At 66.4% G+C, this 17,730-nt stretch carries 17 protein-coding genes; 16 read left to right on the plus strand and 1 reads right to left on the minus strand.

The window, feature by feature from the left end:
* Positions 1-26 precede the first annotated feature (26 nt).
* The 15 genes from LRX77_RS04340 to LRX77_RS04410 all read left to right on the plus strand — a co-directional run bounded on the left by LRX77_RS04340 (position 27) and on the right by LRX77_RS04410 (position 14,495).
* Complete coding sequence (locus tag LRX77_RS04340; RefSeq protein ID WP_231831708.1) at positions 27-1,874, plus strand: ABC transporter substrate-binding protein; 1,848 nt, start codon at positions 27-29, stop codon at positions 1,872-1,874.
* A gap of 118 nt (positions 1,875-1,992) precedes the next feature.
* On the plus strand, positions 1,993-3,036 hold the full coding sequence (locus tag LRX77_RS04345; protein ID WP_231831709.1) for an ABC transporter permease: 1,044 nt from the start codon (positions 1,993-1,995) through the stop codon (positions 3,034-3,036).
* Complete coding sequence (locus tag LRX77_RS04350; protein ID WP_231831710.1) at positions 3,033-3,959, plus strand: ABC transporter permease; 927 nt, start codon at positions 3,033-3,035, stop codon at positions 3,957-3,959. Before LRX77_RS04345 ends, LRX77_RS04350 begins: the two co-directional genes overlap by 4 nt.
* A gap of 2 nt (positions 3,960-3,961) precedes the next feature.
* Positions 3,962-5,614, plus strand: a complete 1,653-nt coding sequence (locus LRX77_RS04355) for an ATP-binding cassette domain-containing protein (RefSeq protein WP_231831711.1) — start codon at positions 3,962-3,964, stop codon at positions 5,612-5,614.
* A complete protein-coding gene (locus tag LRX77_RS04360; RefSeq protein ID WP_231831712.1) occupies positions 5,611-6,615 on the plus strand; it encodes a S66 peptidase family protein in 1,005 nt (334 codons plus the stop codon). The genes LRX77_RS04355 and LRX77_RS04360 overlap by 4 nt, the downstream gene beginning before the upstream one ends.
* A gap of 21 nt (positions 6,616-6,636) precedes the next feature.
* Positions 6,637-7,152 (plus strand): Lrp/AsnC family transcriptional regulator, encoded by a 516-nt coding sequence (locus tag LRX77_RS04365; protein ID WP_231831713.1) that lies wholly within the window; start codon positions 6,637-6,639, stop codon positions 7,150-7,152.
* Entirely contained in the window at positions 7,149-7,970 is an 822-nt protein-coding gene (locus LRX77_RS04370; RefSeq protein ID WP_231831714.1) for a serine hydrolase, read from the plus strand. Before LRX77_RS04365 ends, LRX77_RS04370 begins: the two co-directional genes overlap by 4 nt.
* Entirely contained in the window at positions 7,967-9,058 is a 1,092-nt protein-coding gene (locus LRX77_RS04375) for a C45 family autoproteolytic acyltransferase/hydolase (protein WP_231831715.1), read from the plus strand. Before LRX77_RS04370 ends, LRX77_RS04375 begins: the two co-directional genes overlap by 4 nt.
* Complete coding sequence (locus LRX77_RS04380) at positions 9,058-9,855, plus strand: serine hydrolase (RefSeq protein ID WP_231831716.1); 798 nt, start codon at positions 9,058-9,060, stop codon at positions 9,853-9,855. The genes LRX77_RS04375 and LRX77_RS04380 overlap by 1 nt, the downstream gene beginning before the upstream one ends.
* Before the next feature lie 396 nt (positions 9,856-10,251).
* On the plus strand, positions 10,252-10,587 hold the full coding sequence (gene rpsF, locus LRX77_RS04385; RefSeq protein WP_225732897.1) for a 30S ribosomal protein S6: 336 nt from the start codon (positions 10,252-10,254) through the stop codon (positions 10,585-10,587).
* Between the two features lie 2 nt (positions 10,588-10,589).
* On the plus strand, positions 10,590-11,219 hold the full coding sequence (locus LRX77_RS04390; RefSeq protein WP_231831717.1) for a single-stranded DNA-binding protein: 630 nt from the start codon (positions 10,590-10,592) through the stop codon (positions 11,217-11,219).
* Between the two features lie 93 nt (positions 11,220-11,312).
* Positions 11,313-11,576 (plus strand): 30S ribosomal protein S18, encoded by a 264-nt coding sequence (gene rpsR / locus LRX77_RS04395; RefSeq protein ID WP_158030521.1) that lies wholly within the window; start codon positions 11,313-11,315, stop codon positions 11,574-11,576.
* A gap of 30 nt (positions 11,577-11,606) precedes the next feature.
* A complete protein-coding gene (gene rplI / locus LRX77_RS04400) occupies positions 11,607-12,059 on the plus strand; it encodes a 50S ribosomal protein L9 (RefSeq protein ID WP_231831718.1) in 453 nt (150 codons plus the stop codon).
* Positions 12,060-12,276: 217 nt separating this feature from the next.
* Positions 12,277-12,990, plus strand: coding sequence for a GntR family transcriptional regulator (locus LRX77_RS04405; RefSeq protein ID WP_231831719.1), 714 nt, complete (start codon positions 12,277-12,279; stop codon positions 12,988-12,990).
* 146 nt (positions 12,991-13,136) lie between these two features.
* Positions 13,137-14,495 carry an aspartate aminotransferase family protein gene (locus tag LRX77_RS04410; protein WP_231831720.1) on the plus strand — a complete coding sequence of 453 codons (1,359 nt, stop codon included), beginning with the start codon at positions 13,137-13,139 and terminating at the stop codon, positions 14,493-14,495.
* A gap of 2 nt (positions 14,496-14,497) precedes the next feature.
* On the opposite strand, the gene LRX77_RS04415 is transcribed toward LRX77_RS04410, so the two are convergent.
* The gene (locus LRX77_RS04415; RefSeq protein ID WP_231831721.1) at positions 14,498-15,271 is read right to left on the minus strand and encodes a GntR family transcriptional regulator; all 774 of its coding nucleotides are present in this window, start codon (positions 15,269-15,271) and stop codon (positions 14,498-14,500) included.
* Between the two features lie 276 nt (positions 15,272-15,547).
* On the opposite strand from LRX77_RS04415, the gene LRX77_RS04420 reads away from it, so the two are divergent.
* Positions 15,548-17,704 (plus strand): alkaline phosphatase family protein, encoded by a 2,157-nt coding sequence (locus LRX77_RS04420; protein ID WP_231831722.1) that lies wholly within the window; start codon positions 15,548-15,550, stop codon positions 17,702-17,704.
* Positions 17,705-17,730 lie beyond the last annotated feature (26 nt).

Below are 17,730 nucleotides of genomic sequence, written 5' to 3' on the forward strand. Positions count from 1 at the left end.
GATCTCTGAACAAAGGAACAGCTACTATGCGATCTGGAAAACACTCTCGGCGGATGCGACCGCTGGCCGCCACGTTCACGACCGCCGCCTTGGTGATGGGTTCTGCCTTCGGCGTCGGCACAGCGGCATTCGCCGAGCCGGCGCAGTCCGCCGCCACGACGCAGGCAGAGGGCGACAGCAGCAGTCAGGTGCTGCGCATCGCCACGTCGGGCCACGTCGACAGCTTCAACCCGTTCACCTCGATCTACCTCACCCCGACGCAGATTCTGCGCAACGTCTACGAGAACCTCGTGCAGAACGACCAGCAGGACGGCTCGCCCACGAAGGGCCTCGCCGACTCGTGGACGGTCGAAGAGGACGGCAAGCGCTGGGTCTACAAGATGCAGTCCGACCTCAAGTGGTCTGACGGCCAGCCCATCACCTCGGCCGATCCGAAGTTCACCTACGAGCAGATGATGAACGATTCGAAGCTCGGCACGGCCAACGGCAATCTGGTCTCGAACTTCGAGAGCGTCGAGGCCCCTGACGACCAGACTCTGGTCATCAACCTCAAGACGCCTCAGGCACCGAACCCCGGGCTTGAGATTCCGGTGGTGCCGAAGCACGTCTGGGAAGGCATCGCCGACAAAGGCGACTACGCAAACGACACTGACGTCGTGGGGTCGGGGCCGTTCCTGCTCTCGAGCTATTCGGCCAACCAGTCCATCACACTCAAGGCCAATGACAACTTCTGGCAGGGTCGCCCCAAGATCGACGGCATCCAGTACGTGTACTACACGAACTCAGACGCCCAGGTGCAGGCGCTGCGCTCTGGCGACATCGACTTCGTGACCGGGCTGAGCCCGACCCAGTTCAACGCCCTCAACGGCGCCGACGGCGTCACCACCCATTCGGGCGAGGGTCGCAGGTACACCTCGATCAGCATCAACTCCGGCCTCAAGACGCCTGAGGGTGAGGCCTACGGCACCGGATCGTCGGCTCTGCACGACAAAGCCGTGCGACAGGCCATCAGACAGGGCACTGACTCTGAGGCGCTGCTCAAGCAGGTGCTCGACGGTCAGGGCACTGTGGCGACCAGCTTCATCCCCTCGGCCTTCGACCAGTGGCACCTGCCGGATGACGACTCAGTGATCAAGAGCTTCGACCCGGACGCCGCCAAGCAGCTGCTCGAAGACGACGGCTGGAAGGCCGGCGCTGACGGCATCCGCGAGAAGGACGGGCAGAAGCTGTCGCTGCGACTGCTCGTCGACGCGGACGAACCGACCGAGCAGTCGATCGCCGAGTACTTCAAGCCGTGGATGCAGTCGATCGGCATCGCCGTCGACGTGCAGTCGTCTGACTCCGACACGATCAGCGATCGCGCGGCCAAGGGCGACTACGACATGTACTTCAGCGGCTGGAGCGTGAACCCCGACCCCGACTACCAGCTCGGCATCAACACGTGTGAGAACCTGCCCGATGCCGAAGGCGACAACGGCACCACGCAGGATGGCTACTGCAACCCCGAGTTCGACAAGCTGTACGCGCAGCAGCGCTCGGAGCAGGATCATGACAAGCGCACCGAGATCGTTCGCGACATGCTGCGCATGAACTACGACGACACCGCACAGGTCGCGCTGTGGTACGGCAAGGCGCTTGAGGCCTACCGATCTGATCGCTTCACCGGATTCGGCACGCAGCCCGCCTCGAACGGCATGATCGCGGGCCAGGCAGGCTACTGGAGCTACATCAACGTCGAGCCGGCGTCAGAGGCCGGCAGCGGATCAGGCACCGCAGTCGGTCTGTGGGTGGGCGCAGGCGTGCTCGTCGTGGTGATCATCGGCGGTGTCATCTTCTTCGCTCGGCGCAAGAAGCGCGCTGACGACGTCGAATAGGCTGAGAATGCCTCATGGGGTGCGCTCGCAGAGGTCGAGCGCACCCCGCTTCGTCTGCCGGCCGTCTCGCGACGGTCGGCAGACACAACTGCAACAGTCGAGATTTCAAGGAGTCGACATGCCTGATGTCGTGGCGCCCGTCGGGGCGGTGCTGCAGAACGAGGCAGACGAAGAGAGCGTCGCCGGCGGCGGCTCAGGTCTGCGGTATTTGCTGAACAAGGTCGGCGGGGCGCTCATCAGCCTCGTCATGGTCATCGTGCTCGGATTCTTCGCGTTCAAGATTCTGCCCGGCGACCCGGTGCGCGCCATGGCGCGTGAGAAGCAGATGAGCGCCGAGCAGATCGCCCAACTGCGTCAGGAGTACGGTCTCGACAAGCCGCTGCTCGCACAGTTCTGGGACTACCTGGCCAACGTGTTCACGGGCAACTTCGGCGAGAGCTATGTGTACCACCAGTCGGTGTCGTCGCTGATCGTGCAGTACCTCGGCCCGACGCTGCTGCTCACGGCGACCTCTGCGGTCATCGCGATCGCACTCGGCCTCTGGCTCGGGCAGAAGGCGGCCTGGCAGGCCGGCGGTCTGTTCGACAAGATCACGACCGGCACGTCGCTGGTGTTCTGGTCAGTGCCGACCTTCTGGCTCGGTCTGATTCTGCTGATGATCTTCGGCGGCACGCTGCACTGGTTTCCGACCGGCGGCATGGTCTCGCCCAACGCGCCATCGAGCGGCTTCGGGCTGGTGCTCGACGTGATCAGCCACATGATTCTTCCCGTGATCACCATGGTCGCGGTCATCTACGCCCAATACGTCATGGTGATGCGTGCATCGCTGCTCGAAGAGATGTCGGCCGACTACCTCACGACCGCACGAGCCAAAGGCCTGCGCGAAGATCTCGTTCGTCGTCGCCACGCCGTGCCGAACGCGCTGCTGCCGACGGTGACCCTGGTCTTCATGCACCTCGGCGGTCTGATCGCCGGCGCCGTCACCGTCGAGACGGTGTTCTCCTGGCCCGGTCTCGGCAAACTCACCTACGAGGCGATCAGCGGGCCCGACCTGCCGCTGCTGCAGGGCACGTTCGTCGTCTTCTCGGCGATCATCATCCTGATGAACTTGATCGCCGACCTCATCTACCGGCAGCTCGACCCGAGAGTGAGGCGGGCATGACCACCACAACCGAGACCACCATGACATCCACCACATCGCCCGGACGACTGGCCTGGCGTCGCCGCGCGCAGGCCGTCGGCGACTCGTTTCGGCTGTTCAGCCACAGCCGCTCAGGCATGGTCGGCCTGATCTTTCTGGTTGTCATCGTGCTGCTGGCCATTCTCGCTCCCGTGATCGCTCCTGCGCGCATGCTCGACGTCACGCAGCTCATGGATCAGCCGCGCTTCGCACCGCCGTCACTGGCGCATCCTCTCGGCACCGATCATCAGGGCCGTGAGCTCTGGGTGCGGATGCTGTGGGGCGCCCGAGTCTCGTTGATCGTCGCGTTCGCCGCCACGGCGATGTCGATGATCATCGGCACCGTGATCGGTATGGCGGCCGGTCACTTCACCGGGTTCACTGGCGGGCTGCTGATGCGCATCGTCGACTTCTTCTTGGTGCTGCCCTCGCTCATTCTTGCGATCGTGCTCTCGACCGTGCTGTCGCGCGGCGTGCTCACCATCGTCATCGCGATCGGCATCACCTCTTGGGCGTCGACCGCCCGCGTGGTTCGCGCGCAGACGCTGTCGGTCGAATCGCGTGCCTACATCGAGCGCTCGCGCGTGCTCGGCGCCGGGCACTGGCATGTCATCTTCAAACACGTGCTGCCCGCGGTCATGCCGTTGGTGATGGCCAACACGACGCTGACCGTCGGGTCTGCCGTGATCTCGGAGTCGACGTTGGCCTTTTTGGGGCTGGGCGATCCGAACCAGCAGTCATGGGGCACCATTCTGAAGAACTCGATGGACGTCTCGGCTGCCACGAGCGGTTACTGGTGGTACGTGCTCGTGCCCGGCATCGCCATTCTGCTGGTCGTGCTCGCCTTCACCCTGGTCGGCCGCGCCGTCGAGTCGATCGTCAACCCCACACTGAGGAGCCGCTGACCATGCCGGATCTCGTCTTCGACAACGTCTCGATCACCTATCGCACCTCGGGTCGCAACGACCGAGGCACCGTCGCCGCGGTGAAGGGGGTCTCGCTCGCTCTTCCGGAAGGCGGCACCCTCGGTCTCGCCGGCGAATCGGGCTCGGGCAAGTCGACGCTCGCCATGAGCGCGCTCAGACTGCTGCCCAAGAACGCTCGCATCGACGGAGAGGTGCTGCTCGGCGACAAGCGAGTCGACGAGCTGAGCTTCGGCGAGCTGCGAGCCGTGCGCTGGGCCGAGGCCTCGATCGTCTTTCAGGGAGCCATGCACTCGCTCAACCCCGTGCGCACGGTGGGGCAGCAGATTCTCGAGGCCCTCGAACTGCACACCAAGGGCAAATGGAAGACCGCCGAGGCACGGCGCGCCCGTCTGCACGAGCTGCTGGAATCGGTCGACCTGGCCAAGGCCAAGGCCGCCAGCTACCCGCACGAACTCTCGGGTGGGCAGAAACAGCGCGTGATGATCGCCATGGCACTGGCCTGCGAACCGCAGATCATCATCGCCGACGAACCGACGACCGCGCTCGACGTGATCGTTCAGAAGCAGATTCTCGACATGATCGCCCACCTCGTCACCGAGCGGGGCATCTCACTGCTGATGATCAGTCACGACCTCTCTGTGCTCGCCACCGCGTGCGAGCGCATCGCCGTGATGCGCGGCGGCGAACTGGTCGAGGTGGGCGAGTCGCACCGCATCTGCACGGAGCCCAGTGAGCCGTACACTCAGCAGCTCGCACACGCCTTCCCGACGATCGGCGACCCCGCATCTCGCATGCATCCGGTGACGCGCCAGCATCGAGACAAACCCGATGACGGGCTGAACCATGAGATGACCGATGAGGTGCTGCTCGAAGCGCGCAATGTGTCGATCACGTACCGCACCGGCAAACGCCCGCACACGGCTGTGCACGATGTCAACCTCGCCTGCCATCGCGGCGAGATTCTCGCACTGGTGGGCCAGTCGGGGTCGGGCAAGACGAGTCTCGCCCGTGCGCTGCTCGGTCTGCAGTCCGTCGATCCCGGCGGCGAGGTGCTCTACTCGGGCAGCCCCATTCCGACGCGGTCGAAAGAGCTGAGGCGCTTTCGCCAGCAGGTGCAGCTGGTGCTGCAGGATCCATCGGCGGCGCTGAACCCCAAGCTCAGCGTCTACGAGTCAGTGGCCGAGGGGCTGCGCATTCAGGGCTACGGCGGTGACGAGCACGCACGCGTGGTCGAGAGCATCGAGAACGCCGAGCTGCGCCCCGCATCGCGCTATCTGGGAGCGATTCCACAGGAGCTCTCGGGCGGGCAGCGCCAGCGGGTCGTGATCGCAGGCGCGCTCGCGCTGCATCCGTCGATGCTCATCGCTGACGAGCCGGTCGCATCGCTCGACGCGTCGGTGCGCGGCGAGATCCTCGCCCTGCTGCTGGGGCTGCGTCGTCGCCTGGGGCTCTCTGCACTGGTGATCACGCACGACCTCGGTCTGGCCTGGAACATCGCCGACACCGTCGCCGTGATGCATCAGGGGCGCATCGTCGAGCACGGCACCACCGAGCAGGTGCTGCTCGACCCGCAGGACGCATACACGAAACGGCTGTTGCAGGCGGCTCCGCAGATCGAGCGGGCGACGGCATGACTGTCGCCACCAGCGTCGCCGGCCTCGGCTCGGCCGGCGCGAGGGATGCAGGCTTTCTCGACGACGCCTTTCTCAGCGAGGCACCCCTGCGCCCGGGCGATCGCGTGCGCCTGGTGGCGGCATCCGGCCCGGGCAGGGCGGCCAGCATCGCCTACGCCGTCGAGCAGCTGAGCATCTGGGGGCTGCGCCCCGTGGTCGGCCACCACGCGCACGACGTCGACAGGCAGCTGCCCTACCTCGCCGGCAGCGATGACGATCGCCGCGCCGACCTCGTCGACGCCTGGCTCGACCCCGAGGCGCAGGCGGTGATCTGTCTGCGCGGCGGCTACGGCGCGATGCGTCTGCTCGACGGGATCGACTGGTCGGCGATGCGTGGCGCGCGCATCGGGGCGACGGGGCGGCCCAAGCTGCTCACGGGGTCGTCTGACGTCACCGCCCTGCATCAGGCGTGGGGGGCACACGTCGGTGTTCCCACGCTGTTCAGCCCGATGCCGGCGAATGACGTGTTTCGCGACTCGACGTTCATTCGAGCCGATGTGCATCGGTGGCTGATGGAGCCGTGGCGCGGTCGGGTGATCACCGGGCCACGCGCAGAGACCCTCGTCGCCGGCGAGGTGCAGGGGCGCACCTTCGGCGGCAATCTGAGCCTGATCGCGGCGTCGGTCGGCGCGCCCGAGTTCACACTGCCTGCGGGTGGCATCGCGATTCTCGAAGACATCGACGAAGACCTCTACCGCCTCGACAACCTCATGATCCAGTTGCAGCGCTGTGGCTGGCTTCGTGCGGCCGCCGGCATCGTGCTCGGCTCATGGCACAACTGTGCGCCGATCGATGAGGTGCGCGCGCTCATAATGCACTACGTCGGAGACCTGGGCGTGCCGGTGGCCTGGGAGCTCGGCGTCGGGCATGACCCCGAAGCGCCGAGCGTGCCCCTGGGCGCGACGGTGCGACTGCACGCGCACACGAGCGAGCAGCCCCGTCTGGTCGTCGAGTCGGTCTGAGACACCAGAAGGTGATGCCTGATGACTGAGAGAGTCGACGAGATCGACCGCATCATCATCGATCTGCTGATGTCTGACGGCCGGGCCCGTCTCGCCGCGCTGGCCGACGCGACCGGTCTGTCGACATCGGCGGTGCAGCTGCGCCTGCGTCGACTCGAGAGCACCGGCCTCATCACCGGCTATCGCGCACAGGTCGACTACGATCGGCTCGGACGCTCATTGACCGCACTCATCGAGATCACCCCGGTCGATCCGGGGCAGCCCGACGACGCGCCAGATCGGCTGCGCCACATCGACGGCATCGTCTCGTGCTATTCGGTGGCTGGCGCAGCGAGCTATGTGCTGTTCGTGCGGGTCGAGGGGCCCATCGCGCTCGAGCAGCTGATCGGCAGCATTCGCCTTCACGCGCGAGTCACGACGCGAACCACGATCATTCTGAGCACTCCCTTCGAACACCGCCATGAGCAGCTGGCCGACGCATCGACGGGCGCACCACCCACGTCTGACCCCACAATGACAGAGAAGGAGCCGCAGTGACCATCGAGATTCCAGAGCTGCATTCACGCGTGACCTGGTCGATCCACGTCGCCGATGCGCAGACCGGCGAGGTGCTCGCCTCGCATGAGCCCGACACCCAGTGCGAGACCGCGAGCATCGGCAAGATCTTTCTGCTGATCGAGGTGGCGAGGCGACTCGACGAGGGCAGCCTGGCCGCCGAACAGCGCATCGAGATTCCCGATGCCCTGCGCGTGGCCGACTCGGGTCTGCTCTACCGCATGCATGACCAGCGCATCACCGTGCATGACGCCGCCCTCCTGGTCGGCGCGGTCAGCGACAATCTGGCGACCAACGCGCTCATCCACCTGTGCGGTCTCGACGCGGTGCGCGCGGTCGCGCCGGCACTGGGGTATGCGCGCACCTCACTGCATGACTACATTCGCAACGAGCGCACGCCAGACCTGCCCTGGACGCCGTCGTACGGCACCGCCGCCGAGCTCGGCGACGTGATCGGGCGGCTCGGGCGTCACGAAGTCATCTCAGCGGCGGTCAGCGCGCAGGTGCTCGACTGGCTCGCCGCAGACGTCGACACGTCGATGGTGGCCGATGCGTTTCTGCTCGATCCTCTCGCGCACGTCGAACCCGAGTACGAGCAGATGGTGCTGCGACACAAGACCGGCAGCACCGACTTCGCGCGTATCGATGTCGGCGTCGTCAACGGGCCGCAGGCAGGTGTCGCCTATGCCGTCGCCGCCAACTGGAAAGGCGAACCCGACGATCTGCGCGCTCCTGTACTGCAGGCGATGCACGCCATCGGCGAGCAGATTCGCGCGCACGTCACCGGGCTGCCTGCATGACCGCCCGGGTCGAGACGCTGCCGGCTGTCGCGGGCCTGCCGTGGACGGTCTTTCGCGGTGACCGCGAGTCGGTCTTTCTCGCCCTCGGCCGTCATCACGCCGAGCTGATCTCGTCGGTGCGCGGCCGCGTCGACCAGCAGTGGCAGTCGCTGATGAACCGAATCGATGACCCGCAGCGGGCTGAGCGACTGAGCCGCATCATCGACAGCACCAGACGATGGTTGCCCATCGAGGCGCAGGAGCTCGCCTGGATCGCTGCAGGCGCCGGTCTGCACGAACTCGATCTCTGGGTGTACAACCTGCGTGGCGATCTCGGACGTGACGGCACCGGATGCTCAGACGTCTGCACCGCGAACGATGGACACGTCGTGCTGGGCCACAACGAAGACGGCGACGCCCATCTTCGCGAAGACATGCGCCTCATTACGCTCGATGTCGAGGGCGACCCCAGCTGCACGGTGATCTGGTACCCGGGAATGCTGCCTGCGAATTCGTTCGTCGCGACCTCAGCAGGGCTGGTCTTCGGCCTCGACCATGTGCCGGTGTCGACCCCGAGCATCACCGGCTGCGGGCGGCACTTCGTCGCGCGCCATGCCCAGCGCCAGCCTGATGGGCAGGCTGCTCGCCGCGTGGTGCGCGAGACGCCGTGTGCCGGAGGGTTCTCTTTCGACATCGCAGATGCCGTGAACGGCCGAGCTGACGTGATCGAGAACGCGGCCGGGCGTGTGAGCGAGGTCTCCGCAGACTCTGCCGTGTTCTGCCACACCAACCATTTGCGTCTGGTCGACGGCACGGAGGCCGGGCTGAGCGTCCCCGATAACGACGAGTGGCTCGCCGAGAGCCGCACTCGGCGTCGTGCGCTGTCTTCGGCTGTCGAGAGCGCTGAGACGTCGGCGGGTGCGGTGGATGCCGCCGGTGTGCTGGCGGCGTTGCGCGCGCCCGGTGTGCTGAACCGACGCGACGATCTGTGCACATTGGCGACCGCGGTGGCTGATCTCACGGAGGATCGCATCACGGTGCAGGCGTCGACGACGGCGTGGACGGGGCGTCTGAGCGCCTTCGTTCGTGGAGAGCAGGAGGAAAGCTGATGCAGGTGCACGACGACGAGACCATGCGCTGGTCGGCGAGGGTGTTCGACATCGACACCGGCGAGGTGCTGCTGGAGCACTGCGAAGACCGAGTGTTGGACACCGCGAGCGTGGGCAAGATCTTTCTGCTGCACACGGTGCTCGACCAGGTCGATCGCGGCGAGCGGGTGCTCGAGGAGCAGATCACGCGACGCCCCTCGGAGCTCATGGACAACTCCGGGCTCTGGTACCTGCTTCAGGCTGACACGCTCAGCGTCTACGACATCTGTGCGCTGATCGGCGCGGTGAGCGACAACGCGGCCACGAACACACTGTGTCGGGTGGTCGGGCTCGACGCTGTGCAGCGGCACACCGAGCGTCTGGGCTATCGCGACTCAGGGCTCGACGACAGCGTGCGCTGGCCGATGCAGCCGGGGCAGCCGACGACGCTCTCGCACGGCAGCGCCCGCGAGCTCGCCGACTTCGTGGCGCGCATTGCCCGTGGCGAGTCGCTCAGCCGCTCGAGCATCGACGTCTTCACCCGCTGGCTGGGCGCCGGCATGGACTGCTCGATGGTGGCCAGCGCCTTCAACGTCGATCCGCTCTCGCACTACTACTACGACCCCGAGATCTGGCTGTGGAACAAGACCGGCACGATCGGCTGCGCTCGGGCCGACATCGGTGTCGCGATGTCGAAGACGCGCCGAGTCGCCTATGCGGTGCTCGCCAACTGGCGTCGCGGCGACGACCGACGAGACGAGGCTCTGCAGCAGATGCGCACAGTCGGCGAGGGCATTCGTCGGCATCTGCTCGGCTGAAGACTGCTGCCGGAGGCGAGTCTGAGTGTGCTGAGGTGTGCGCTGAGGTGTGCGCTGCCTTGCACTGCCGGTTACTGCGAAGAGCCCCGCCAAGATCTGCGCAGCTCTCGCCCAACCCCCGCAGAGAAGCAGTGATTCTGCGGTGATTTGGTCGGTGCTGCGGTGATTTGGCGGGGTGGCTGGGACTGGGTGTGGGTGGGTTGAGGTGTGGGTGCTGCAGGGACTGGGGCTGGGGTGTGGATGTTGCCGTTGCGGTGGCCGATCGGAGCGTTCTGCTGGTATGCTTGAGCGGTCTGTGCCGTCGCATATCCATATGCTGACAGCTGGACATTGAGATTACCCTCCTGCTGCAGAAGAGTTCTGCGGCCGTTCGAGTCCGAAGGAGGTGGGTGATTCATGTCTCAGAACATCAACAAGTATGAGCTGGCCGTGATTCTCGATCCGTCGGTGGATGACCGAAAGGTTGCCACGACCATCGAGAAGTTCCTGGCTGTCGTCCCGAAAGAGGGCGGCACCGTCGACAACGTCGACATCTGGGGCCGTCGTCAGTTCGCATACCCCATTCAGAAGAAGACCGAGGGCAGCTACGCCTTCGTGCAGATCAGCTCGACTCCTGACACCATCAACGAGGTCGACCGTCTGCTGCGTCTGTCAGACTCCGTGCTGCGCACCAAGGTGCTGCGCGCCGAAGACGCCCGCGTCGTGCTGCGTCAGCCTCGGAAGGCCAGCTGACCATGGCCGGCGAGACCGTCATCACGGTCGTCGGCAACCTGACCGGCGACCCTGAGCTGCGCTACACCCAGAACGGTGTCGCAGTGGCGTCGTTCACGATCGCCTCGACCCCGCGCAGCTTCGACCGCGCATCGGGCGAGTGGAAGGACGGCGACGCGCTGTTCCTTCGCGCGAGCGTGTGGCGCGACTTCGCAGAGCATGTTGCGAAGAGCCTGACCAAGGGCATGCGAGTCATCGCCCAGGGTCGGCTGCGCCAGCGGTCATACCAGGATCGTGAAGGCAACAACCGCACCAGCTACGAACTCGACATCGACGAGGTCGGTCCGTCGTTGCGCTATGCGACGGCTCAGGTCGAGCGCGTCGCCCGCGGCGGTGTCCAGGGCGGTCAAGGCGGGTTCGGCGGCGGCCAGGGCAACCAGGTCGGCGGCGGTCAGGGTGGCTACGGCCAGCAGGGCGGCCAGGGTGGCCAAGGCGGCTACGGCGGTCAGCCCGCGCAGTCCGCCGCCGGCCAGGGCAACCAGGGCGGCCAGAACCGCGGCGGTCAGCCCGGCGGAGACGCCTGGGGCGAGCCTGTCTCGGGCGGCGACGGCTGGAACCAGCCGGGCGTCAACCTCGACGACACCCCGTTCTAAACGCGCCTCAGCGTCAGAATCGAAGCGGGCAGCAGGCGGGCGTGAGCCCGCATCCGCAACACACAGTTTCAAGAACTCAGAAAGAAGTAGAAAATGGCTGGTAAGGGAGCAGCGCGCGCCAAGGCCGCGCGCAACGCCAAGCTCAACCAGAAGGTTGTGCCCTCCAAGGTGATCCGCGTCGACGTCGTCGACTACAAAGATGTCAACACCCTGCGCAAGTTCGTGTCGGAGCGCGGCAAGATTCGTTCGCGCCGCATCACCGGCGTGAGCGTGCAGGAGCAGCGCCTGATCGCACGCGCTGTCAAGAACGCCCGTGAACTCGCTCTGCTGCCGTACTCCGGCGCGGGCCGCCACTGAGGCGCGAGAAGCGAAAGGGACTGAACCACAATGTCGAAACTCATTCTGACCCAAGAAGTCGACGGCCTCGGCACCGCCGGTGACATCGTCGACGTCAAGGCCGGCTACGCCCGCAACTACCTGCTGCCGCACGGCTACGCCGTCGCGTGGAGCGCGGGTGGCGCCAAGCAGGTCGAGCAGATTCGCGCGGCACGTGCCGCTCGCGAGCTCGCGACCATCGAAGAGGCCCGCGATCTCAAGCTGCGCATCGAGAACGTGCGCGTGCGCCTCGAGACCAAGGCCGGTCGTGAAGGCCGTCTCTTCGGCGCGGTGAAGGCCGCTGACATCGCCGAGGCGATCGCCGCAGCCGGCATCGGCAAGGTCGATCGCAAGCGCATCGTCATCGCCGACCCGATCAAGTCGACCGGCGACCACAAGGCGCAGCTCAAGCTGCACCCCGACGTCGTCGCCGACATCACGCTGCAGGTCATCGCCAAGAAGTGACCTCGTCGCGGTGAGCGCCGCAGGATGCTCTGATCGGGCAGCCTGACCGGCTCACGTCACGAGCAGGGCCCCGCATCCTTTCGAGGATGTCGGGGCCCTGCTCGTATTTCGGGCGTCGACGCGACGATGGTACGCTGGCCGCGCAGTCTCGGGGGGATGACAGTACCGCGACGCTCAGTGCGTCGTCTCGCTCTTCTCGGAAAGCCGCGATCGACACATGTCTCAGTACTCAGGCGTCGCCACCGATCTTCGGCGGCGCATCCTCGACGGCGAGTTTCTGGTCGGCAGCCGACTGCCCTCTGAAGAGACTCTGGGCGACGACTACCGGGTCTCGCGCAAGACCGTTCGCAACGCGCTGGCGGCACTGGAGCGGCGGGGCCTCATCACCGTCAGGCGCGGCAGCGGCTGGTTCGTCGCGCAGACCGAACAGTCGCAGGGCTTCGACCAGATGCGCTCGTTCGCGCAGTGGGCGCAGGGGCGCGGGCTCGTTCCGGGCGGCCGCATCGTCAGTCGTGAGCAGGCGAAGGCGAACGTGCGAGAGGCACGTCTGCTGCGCACGCACATCGATGACGCCGTGCTGCGGATGACCCGCGTGCGCACGCTGCAGGCGCGCACGGTCATGGTCGAGCGATCGACGTGGGCACCGTGGGTGCTGCCCCTGATCCGCGATGTGCCCGACGACATCGTCTCGACGACGGCGACGCTGCGCGACCACGGCATCCACGTCGTCTACGGGCAGCACCGGATCGAAGCGGTCGCGGCCTCGAGCGCCGACTCGAGACTGCTCGGCGTGCGCAGAAGCAGCCCGCTGCTGCAGGTGCGTCGTGTCACGTTCTCGCGAGACGGTCGCGTCGTCGAGGTGGGCGAAGACCGGTACCTGCCCGACACCATCGTGTTCGAGATCGCGGCCGCCGGTGCCGCAACGGCCTGATGCGCACACCTGGCCCCGCTGGTGGGCCGGTCGTGACCACCGGGCGACCGCCAGGCGGCGTCTGTTCACCTGCCAGACATCGGCGCTCGGTTGACTGGTCGGCGCGTGCGCTCACCTGAGCCCGCGGCCCGCCGAGAGAGAGACTCATGACCAGCAAATCGACCATCATGGACACGAACAGCTTCAGCGCCGACGCCCTCGAGCAGCTCGACGGCGAGACCCGGCAGCTGGTCAGGCGTCGGCTGACCGTGCTCGGCGGAGCCTACCGGCTGTTCTACCAGCACCCGGTGCACCTCGTGCGCGGCGAGGGGCAGTACCTCTGGGACGCGGCCGGGGCGAAGTACCTCGACATGTACAACAACGTCGCGAGCGTCGGCCATGCGAACCCTGCGGTCGCGCGGGCCGTCGCCGAGCAGATGGGGCTCGTCAACACGCACACCCGCTATGCGCACGAGCACATCGTCGACTACTCCGAGCAGATTCTGTCGACGATGCCCGACGCAATCACCCGAGCCATGTACATGTGCACGGGCTCGGAGGCCAACGATCTGGCCATTCGGGTCGCGCGCGAATACACCGGCGGCACCGGCATCATCGTGTCGGCTGAGGCCTATCACGGCAACACCGATCTCACCTCTCGGCACTCGCCGGCGCTGGGCGGCGGGCAGCCGCTCGATGGCGCGTGCCGTCGGGTGAGCGTGCCGTGGGCGGATGCCATGGCGAACGGCGGCGCCCTGACCCGAGAGACTGCGGGGGAGGCCTTCGCTCGAGAGATGGAGGCGGCGATCGACAGCCTCGAGGAGGCCGGTGCGCCGTTCGCCGGGTTTCTGGCCGACTCGATCTTCTCGTCTGACGGCGTGCACCCCGGTCACGCCGGCTGGCTCGCGCCGGCCGTCGACGTCGTTCACCGACGTGGCGGCGTGTTCATCGCAGACGAGGTGCAGCCGGGCTTCGCCCGCACCGGTGAGGCATTCTGGGGCTTCGCGCGGCACGGCGTGGTGCCCGACCTGGTGACCACGGGCAAGCCGATGGGCAACGGCATTCCGGTCTCTGGGCTCTTCGGGCGCGACGAGGTGCTTGCCGCGTTCAGCGACCGGTTGCCGTATTTCAACACCTTCGGCGGCAGCCCCGTGTCGATGGCCGCTGCGCTCGCGGTGCTGCACGAGATACAGGGCCGTGATCTGCAGCAGCATGCACTGCTGGTCGGAGAGCGCCTGCGCACCGAGCTGCGCCGTGTCGCCGAGCAGCATGTCGGCATCGGCGAGGTGCGCGGCGTCGGTCTCTACACCGGCGTCGACATCGTCTCGCCGGTCGACGGCCAGACGGCGGACGGCCCCCTCGCGCTGGCCGTGCTCGAGGGGCTGCGCGAGCGGCGGCTGCTCACCTCGGTGGCCGGTGCGGCCGGCAACGTGTTGAAGCTGCGGCCGCCGCTGGTGTTCGACCTGCGCGACATCGATCAGGTCTGCACGACGCTCGACGAGACGCTGAGCGAACTGAGGGCGTGAGATCACTCGCTGGTCGACAGGTGCGTCGCCGGTGACCGGCCGTCGATCGAGTTCTCGATGACGAATGCGGCAGTCGCGGGCAGATAGCGGTCGTCGGCGTACTCGATGGCACGATTCTGCGCATCGTATGACACCCGGCGCGATCGCAGCAGGGGAGCGCCACGATCGATCTCGAGCCACTCGGCATCGAGCTGGTGCGCCGCGACGGCGTCGATGCGGTGCCGAGCGCGCACCGGGGTGATGCGCACGGTGCGCAGCGTCTGGTAGATGCTGGCGTGGTCGAGGTCGGCGGTGAGCAGGTGCAGGCCCACCCGAAGGGGAAACCAGGAGCGTTCGAGCATGGCCGGATCGCCGTCGAGATACCGCGCTCGAATATTGGTCACGACGGGGTCGCCGACGGCGATGCCGAGTTCGCGGGCCACGGTCTCGCTCGCTGACCGACGCGCAGTGCCGACCACGCGCTGATCGGGTGTGCGCCCCAAGCCGTTCGCCCACTCGGTGAACGACATGAACGTCTCGAAAGACTGGCCCGGAATCACTCGGTGCACGCGCGGCGGCGCGCCACGGCCTCCGACGACGGCACCCTCTGCTCGAAGCCGGCTGAACGCCTGGCGAATCGTCGAGCGGGACACGCCGAACTCGGTCATGAGGACCTTCTCGGTGGGCACACGCTCGCCCTCGGCCCAAGTGCCGACCTGGATGAGCTCGCGAAGCGTCAGATAGACCTGCTCGTGCAGGGGCTCGTCTGTGCGAGATGGGTGGTCAGAACCTGTCATGCCAACAGCCTAGGCCGCCTGTCGACGCATGGAGCACGAAGCACACGCCAGACGACGCGTCGGCACGATGGCATCCCCCGACTCGACGACTGAGCCCACGCGACGAGGCCGGCAGACAGGCCTGCTGTGCGCAGTCGGACCCTCATTTCGGGTCTCGGCCCCCTGAACGGCGCCGAGACATAACCGCACGTTCACCGCGACTTCATCCGCGACTTCTTGCATGGCACTCGTGCGGCAGATGCCGTGTGCTGAGCCATCCATCCCCAAGGAGTTCCCGTGTCTTCGACCCCTGTTCCGTTCGAGTCAGAACCGTACGATCGCCCCGAGCTGGTTCCCGAGAATCTGCTGAAGCAGGGATTCTCACGACGCCAGGTGCTGCAGACGCTGGGCCTCATGGGCGGCGCTGCAGTCATGGGGCGGCTCGGCGGTGTCGGATCGCCTCTCGCGCACGCCGCTGAGAGCTATCAGCTGCCCACCGGTTTCGCCGGAGACATGTCAGATCTCAAACATGTGGTGATTCTCATGCAGGAGAACCGCTCGTTCGATCATTACTACGGCTCACTGCCCGGTGTGCGCGGGCACGACGACAAGCAGGCGCTGCGCTTTCAGAACGGCACCGACGTGTTCTCGCAGCCCAAGGGAGCGTCGTTCGTCAAGCCGAATCATGTGACCACCGTCGCGGGCATGGAGACCGGCCTCGACCATTCGTATGCCGGCGGCACGAAGGCCTGGAACGAAGGCCGGTACAACGGCTGGATCGCTGCCAAGGGCGACAGCACCATGAACTACCTCACCGGCGACGAGATGCCGTGGCAGTACTCTCTGGCCAGCGCCTACACGATCTGTGACATGCACCACTGCTCGGTCGCCGGCCCCACGACGCCGAACCGGCTGTACCTCTGGAGCGGCATGTCGAACGGCGGCACCGGCAACGGCGGTGAGTCGAACGGCGACAAGCAGTGGGAGACCTACCCCGAGCAGCTGCAGAAGGCGGGTGTGAGCTGGCGCATCTACGTCGACAACAGCGGAAACGGCTCGAGCTGGGTCGGCGACTACACCGACAACCCGATTCGCGGCTTTGCGAACTTCACCACGAACGGCAGCAGTGCGCAGGATCTCGCGAACCGTGCCGACGCTGAGAAGAACGCACCCGGCACCGGCCTGATCTGGCGCGCGGGCGGCGAACCCTACAAGCCGTCGGGCGCGCCCAACAACGACTCGGACGAGAACCTGAACGGTGTGCTGAAGAAGTTCATCGACGCCTGCAAACCCGACGCCGAGTTCCCGCTGCCCGAGGTCTCGTGGGTGGTGGCTCCGTACAAGTGGTGCGAACACCCCTCGGCGAACCCCGAGCACGGGGCGCACTTCACGAACAGGGTCATTCAGACGCTGCAGAGCAATCCCGAGATCTGGAAGAGCACGCTCTTCATTCTCACCTTCGACGAGAACGACGGCTACTTCGATCACGTGCTGCCGCCGCGTCCCGAGGCCGGCACGAAGGGCGAGTACTCGGACAGCACGCCGATCGGCTACGGCGCGCGCGTGCCGATGATTCTGGTGTCGCCGTGGACGCGAGGCGGCTGGGTGTGCTCCGAGGTCTTCGACCACACCTCGGTGATTCGCTTTCTCGAGAAGTGGACCGCCTCACTGGGCAAGCCGGCCAAGAGCTCGAACATCACCGACTGGCGCCGCACCATCAGCGGCGACCTGACCAGCGCGATCGACTTCGCCCACCCGATCGTCGACACCCCGTCGCTGCCAGACACCTCGGCGCTGATCTACATCGCCGACAACGACCCGAACGCCACCTTCACGCAGAAGGTGCCAGACGAGCACAAGTGGTCGGCGGTCACCGAACTGCAGCATCGCCCGCTGTCATATCACGCGCACGGCACGTTCACCGAAGATCGTGCTCGAGGCACGGTGCAGGCGAACCTCTCGTTCGCAGGCGGGGTCAGCGGCAAGGGTGTGAGCCTGCAGGCGTTCCCCGACAAGTACGCCGAGTTCACGAACACCCCGTACACGGTCACCGCAGCCAACCCGCGCACCCACACGGTCGATGTGTCGAAGACCGACGGCCGCTATGCGTTCAGCGTCTACGGCCCTGACGGCTTCGTGCGTTCGCACGCGGGCACCGTCATTCCGGCCGGGCAGAACACGGGAGGCGTGCCTCGCGCAGACGTCGAGCTCGTGCCCGGCAGCGATGCCGGCGTGCGCATCACGCTGCACAACGACGGCCGTCGCCCGGTGAAGTTCACGCTCACCGCAAACGACTACGACGGTCGCACGCAGTCGGTGCGCGTCGCGTTCGACAAGAGCCAGACCATCATCTGGCCCACGAAGAACGGCTACTACGACGTCGTCATCACCGCCGACAACGGTGCCGGGTGGCAGCACCGATATGCCGGCCGCGTCGCTCAGATCACGGCGTGACATCGCATCCGCAGACAGCCAACGAA

Source organism: Pseudoclavibacter sp. 13-3, assembly GCF_021168475.1.
Classification (GTDB): domain Bacteria; phylum Actinomycetota; class Actinomycetes; order Actinomycetales; family Microbacteriaceae; genus Pseudoclavibacter_A.

What these genes read in the sequence shown, in the direction of transcription:
- LRX77_RS04355 (WP_231831711.1), top strand. Translation starts at nt 3,962, where the DNA reads ATGCCGGATCTCGTCTTCGACAACGTCTCGATCACCTATCGCACCTCG.
- LRX77_RS04410 (WP_231831720.1), top strand. Translation starts at nt 13,137, where the DNA reads ATGACCAGCAAATCGACCATCATGGACACGAACAGCTTCAGCGCCGAC.
- LRX77_RS04350 (WP_231831710.1), top strand. Translation starts at nt 3,033, where the DNA reads ATGACCACCACAACCGAGACCACCATGACATCCACCACATCGCCCGGA.
- LRX77_RS04365 (WP_231831713.1), top strand. Translation starts at nt 6,637, where the DNA reads ATGACTGAGAGAGTCGACGAGATCGACCGCATCATCATCGATCTGCTG.
- rpsF (WP_225732897.1), top strand. Translation starts at nt 10,252, where the DNA reads ATGTCTCAGAACATCAACAAGTATGAGCTGGCCGTGATTCTCGATCCG.
- LRX77_RS04390 (WP_231831717.1), top strand. Translation starts at nt 10,590, where the DNA reads ATGGCCGGCGAGACCGTCATCACGGTCGTCGGCAACCTGACCGGCGAC.
- LRX77_RS04360 (WP_231831712.1), top strand. Translation starts at nt 5,611, where the DNA reads ATGACTGTCGCCACCAGCGTCGCCGGCCTCGGCTCGGCCGGCGCGAGG.
- LRX77_RS04380 (WP_231831716.1), top strand. Translation starts at nt 9,058, where the DNA reads ATGCAGGTGCACGACGACGAGACCATGCGCTGGTCGGCGAGGGTGTTC.
- LRX77_RS04340 (WP_231831708.1), top strand. Translation starts at nt 27, where the DNA reads ATGCGATCTGGAAAACACTCTCGGCGGATGCGACCGCTGGCCGCCACG.
- rplI (WP_231831718.1), top strand. Translation starts at nt 11,607, where the DNA reads ATGTCGAAACTCATTCTGACCCAAGAAGTCGACGGCCTCGGCACCGCC.
- LRX77_RS04375 (WP_231831715.1), top strand. Translation starts at nt 7,967, where the DNA reads ATGACCGCCCGGGTCGAGACGCTGCCGGCTGTCGCGGGCCTGCCGTGG.
- LRX77_RS04405 (WP_231831719.1), top strand. Translation starts at nt 12,277, where the DNA reads ATGTCTCAGTACTCAGGCGTCGCCACCGATCTTCGGCGGCGCATCCTC.
- LRX77_RS04415 (WP_231831721.1), bottom strand. Translation starts at nt 15,271, where the DNA reads ATGACAGGTTCTGACCACCCATCTCGCACAGACGAGCCCCTGCACGAG.
- LRX77_RS04345 (WP_231831709.1), top strand. Translation starts at nt 1,993, where the DNA reads ATGCCTGATGTCGTGGCGCCCGTCGGGGCGGTGCTGCAGAACGAGGCA.
- rpsR (WP_158030521.1), top strand. Translation starts at nt 11,313, where the DNA reads ATGGCTGGTAAGGGAGCAGCGCGCGCCAAGGCCGCGCGCAACGCCAAG.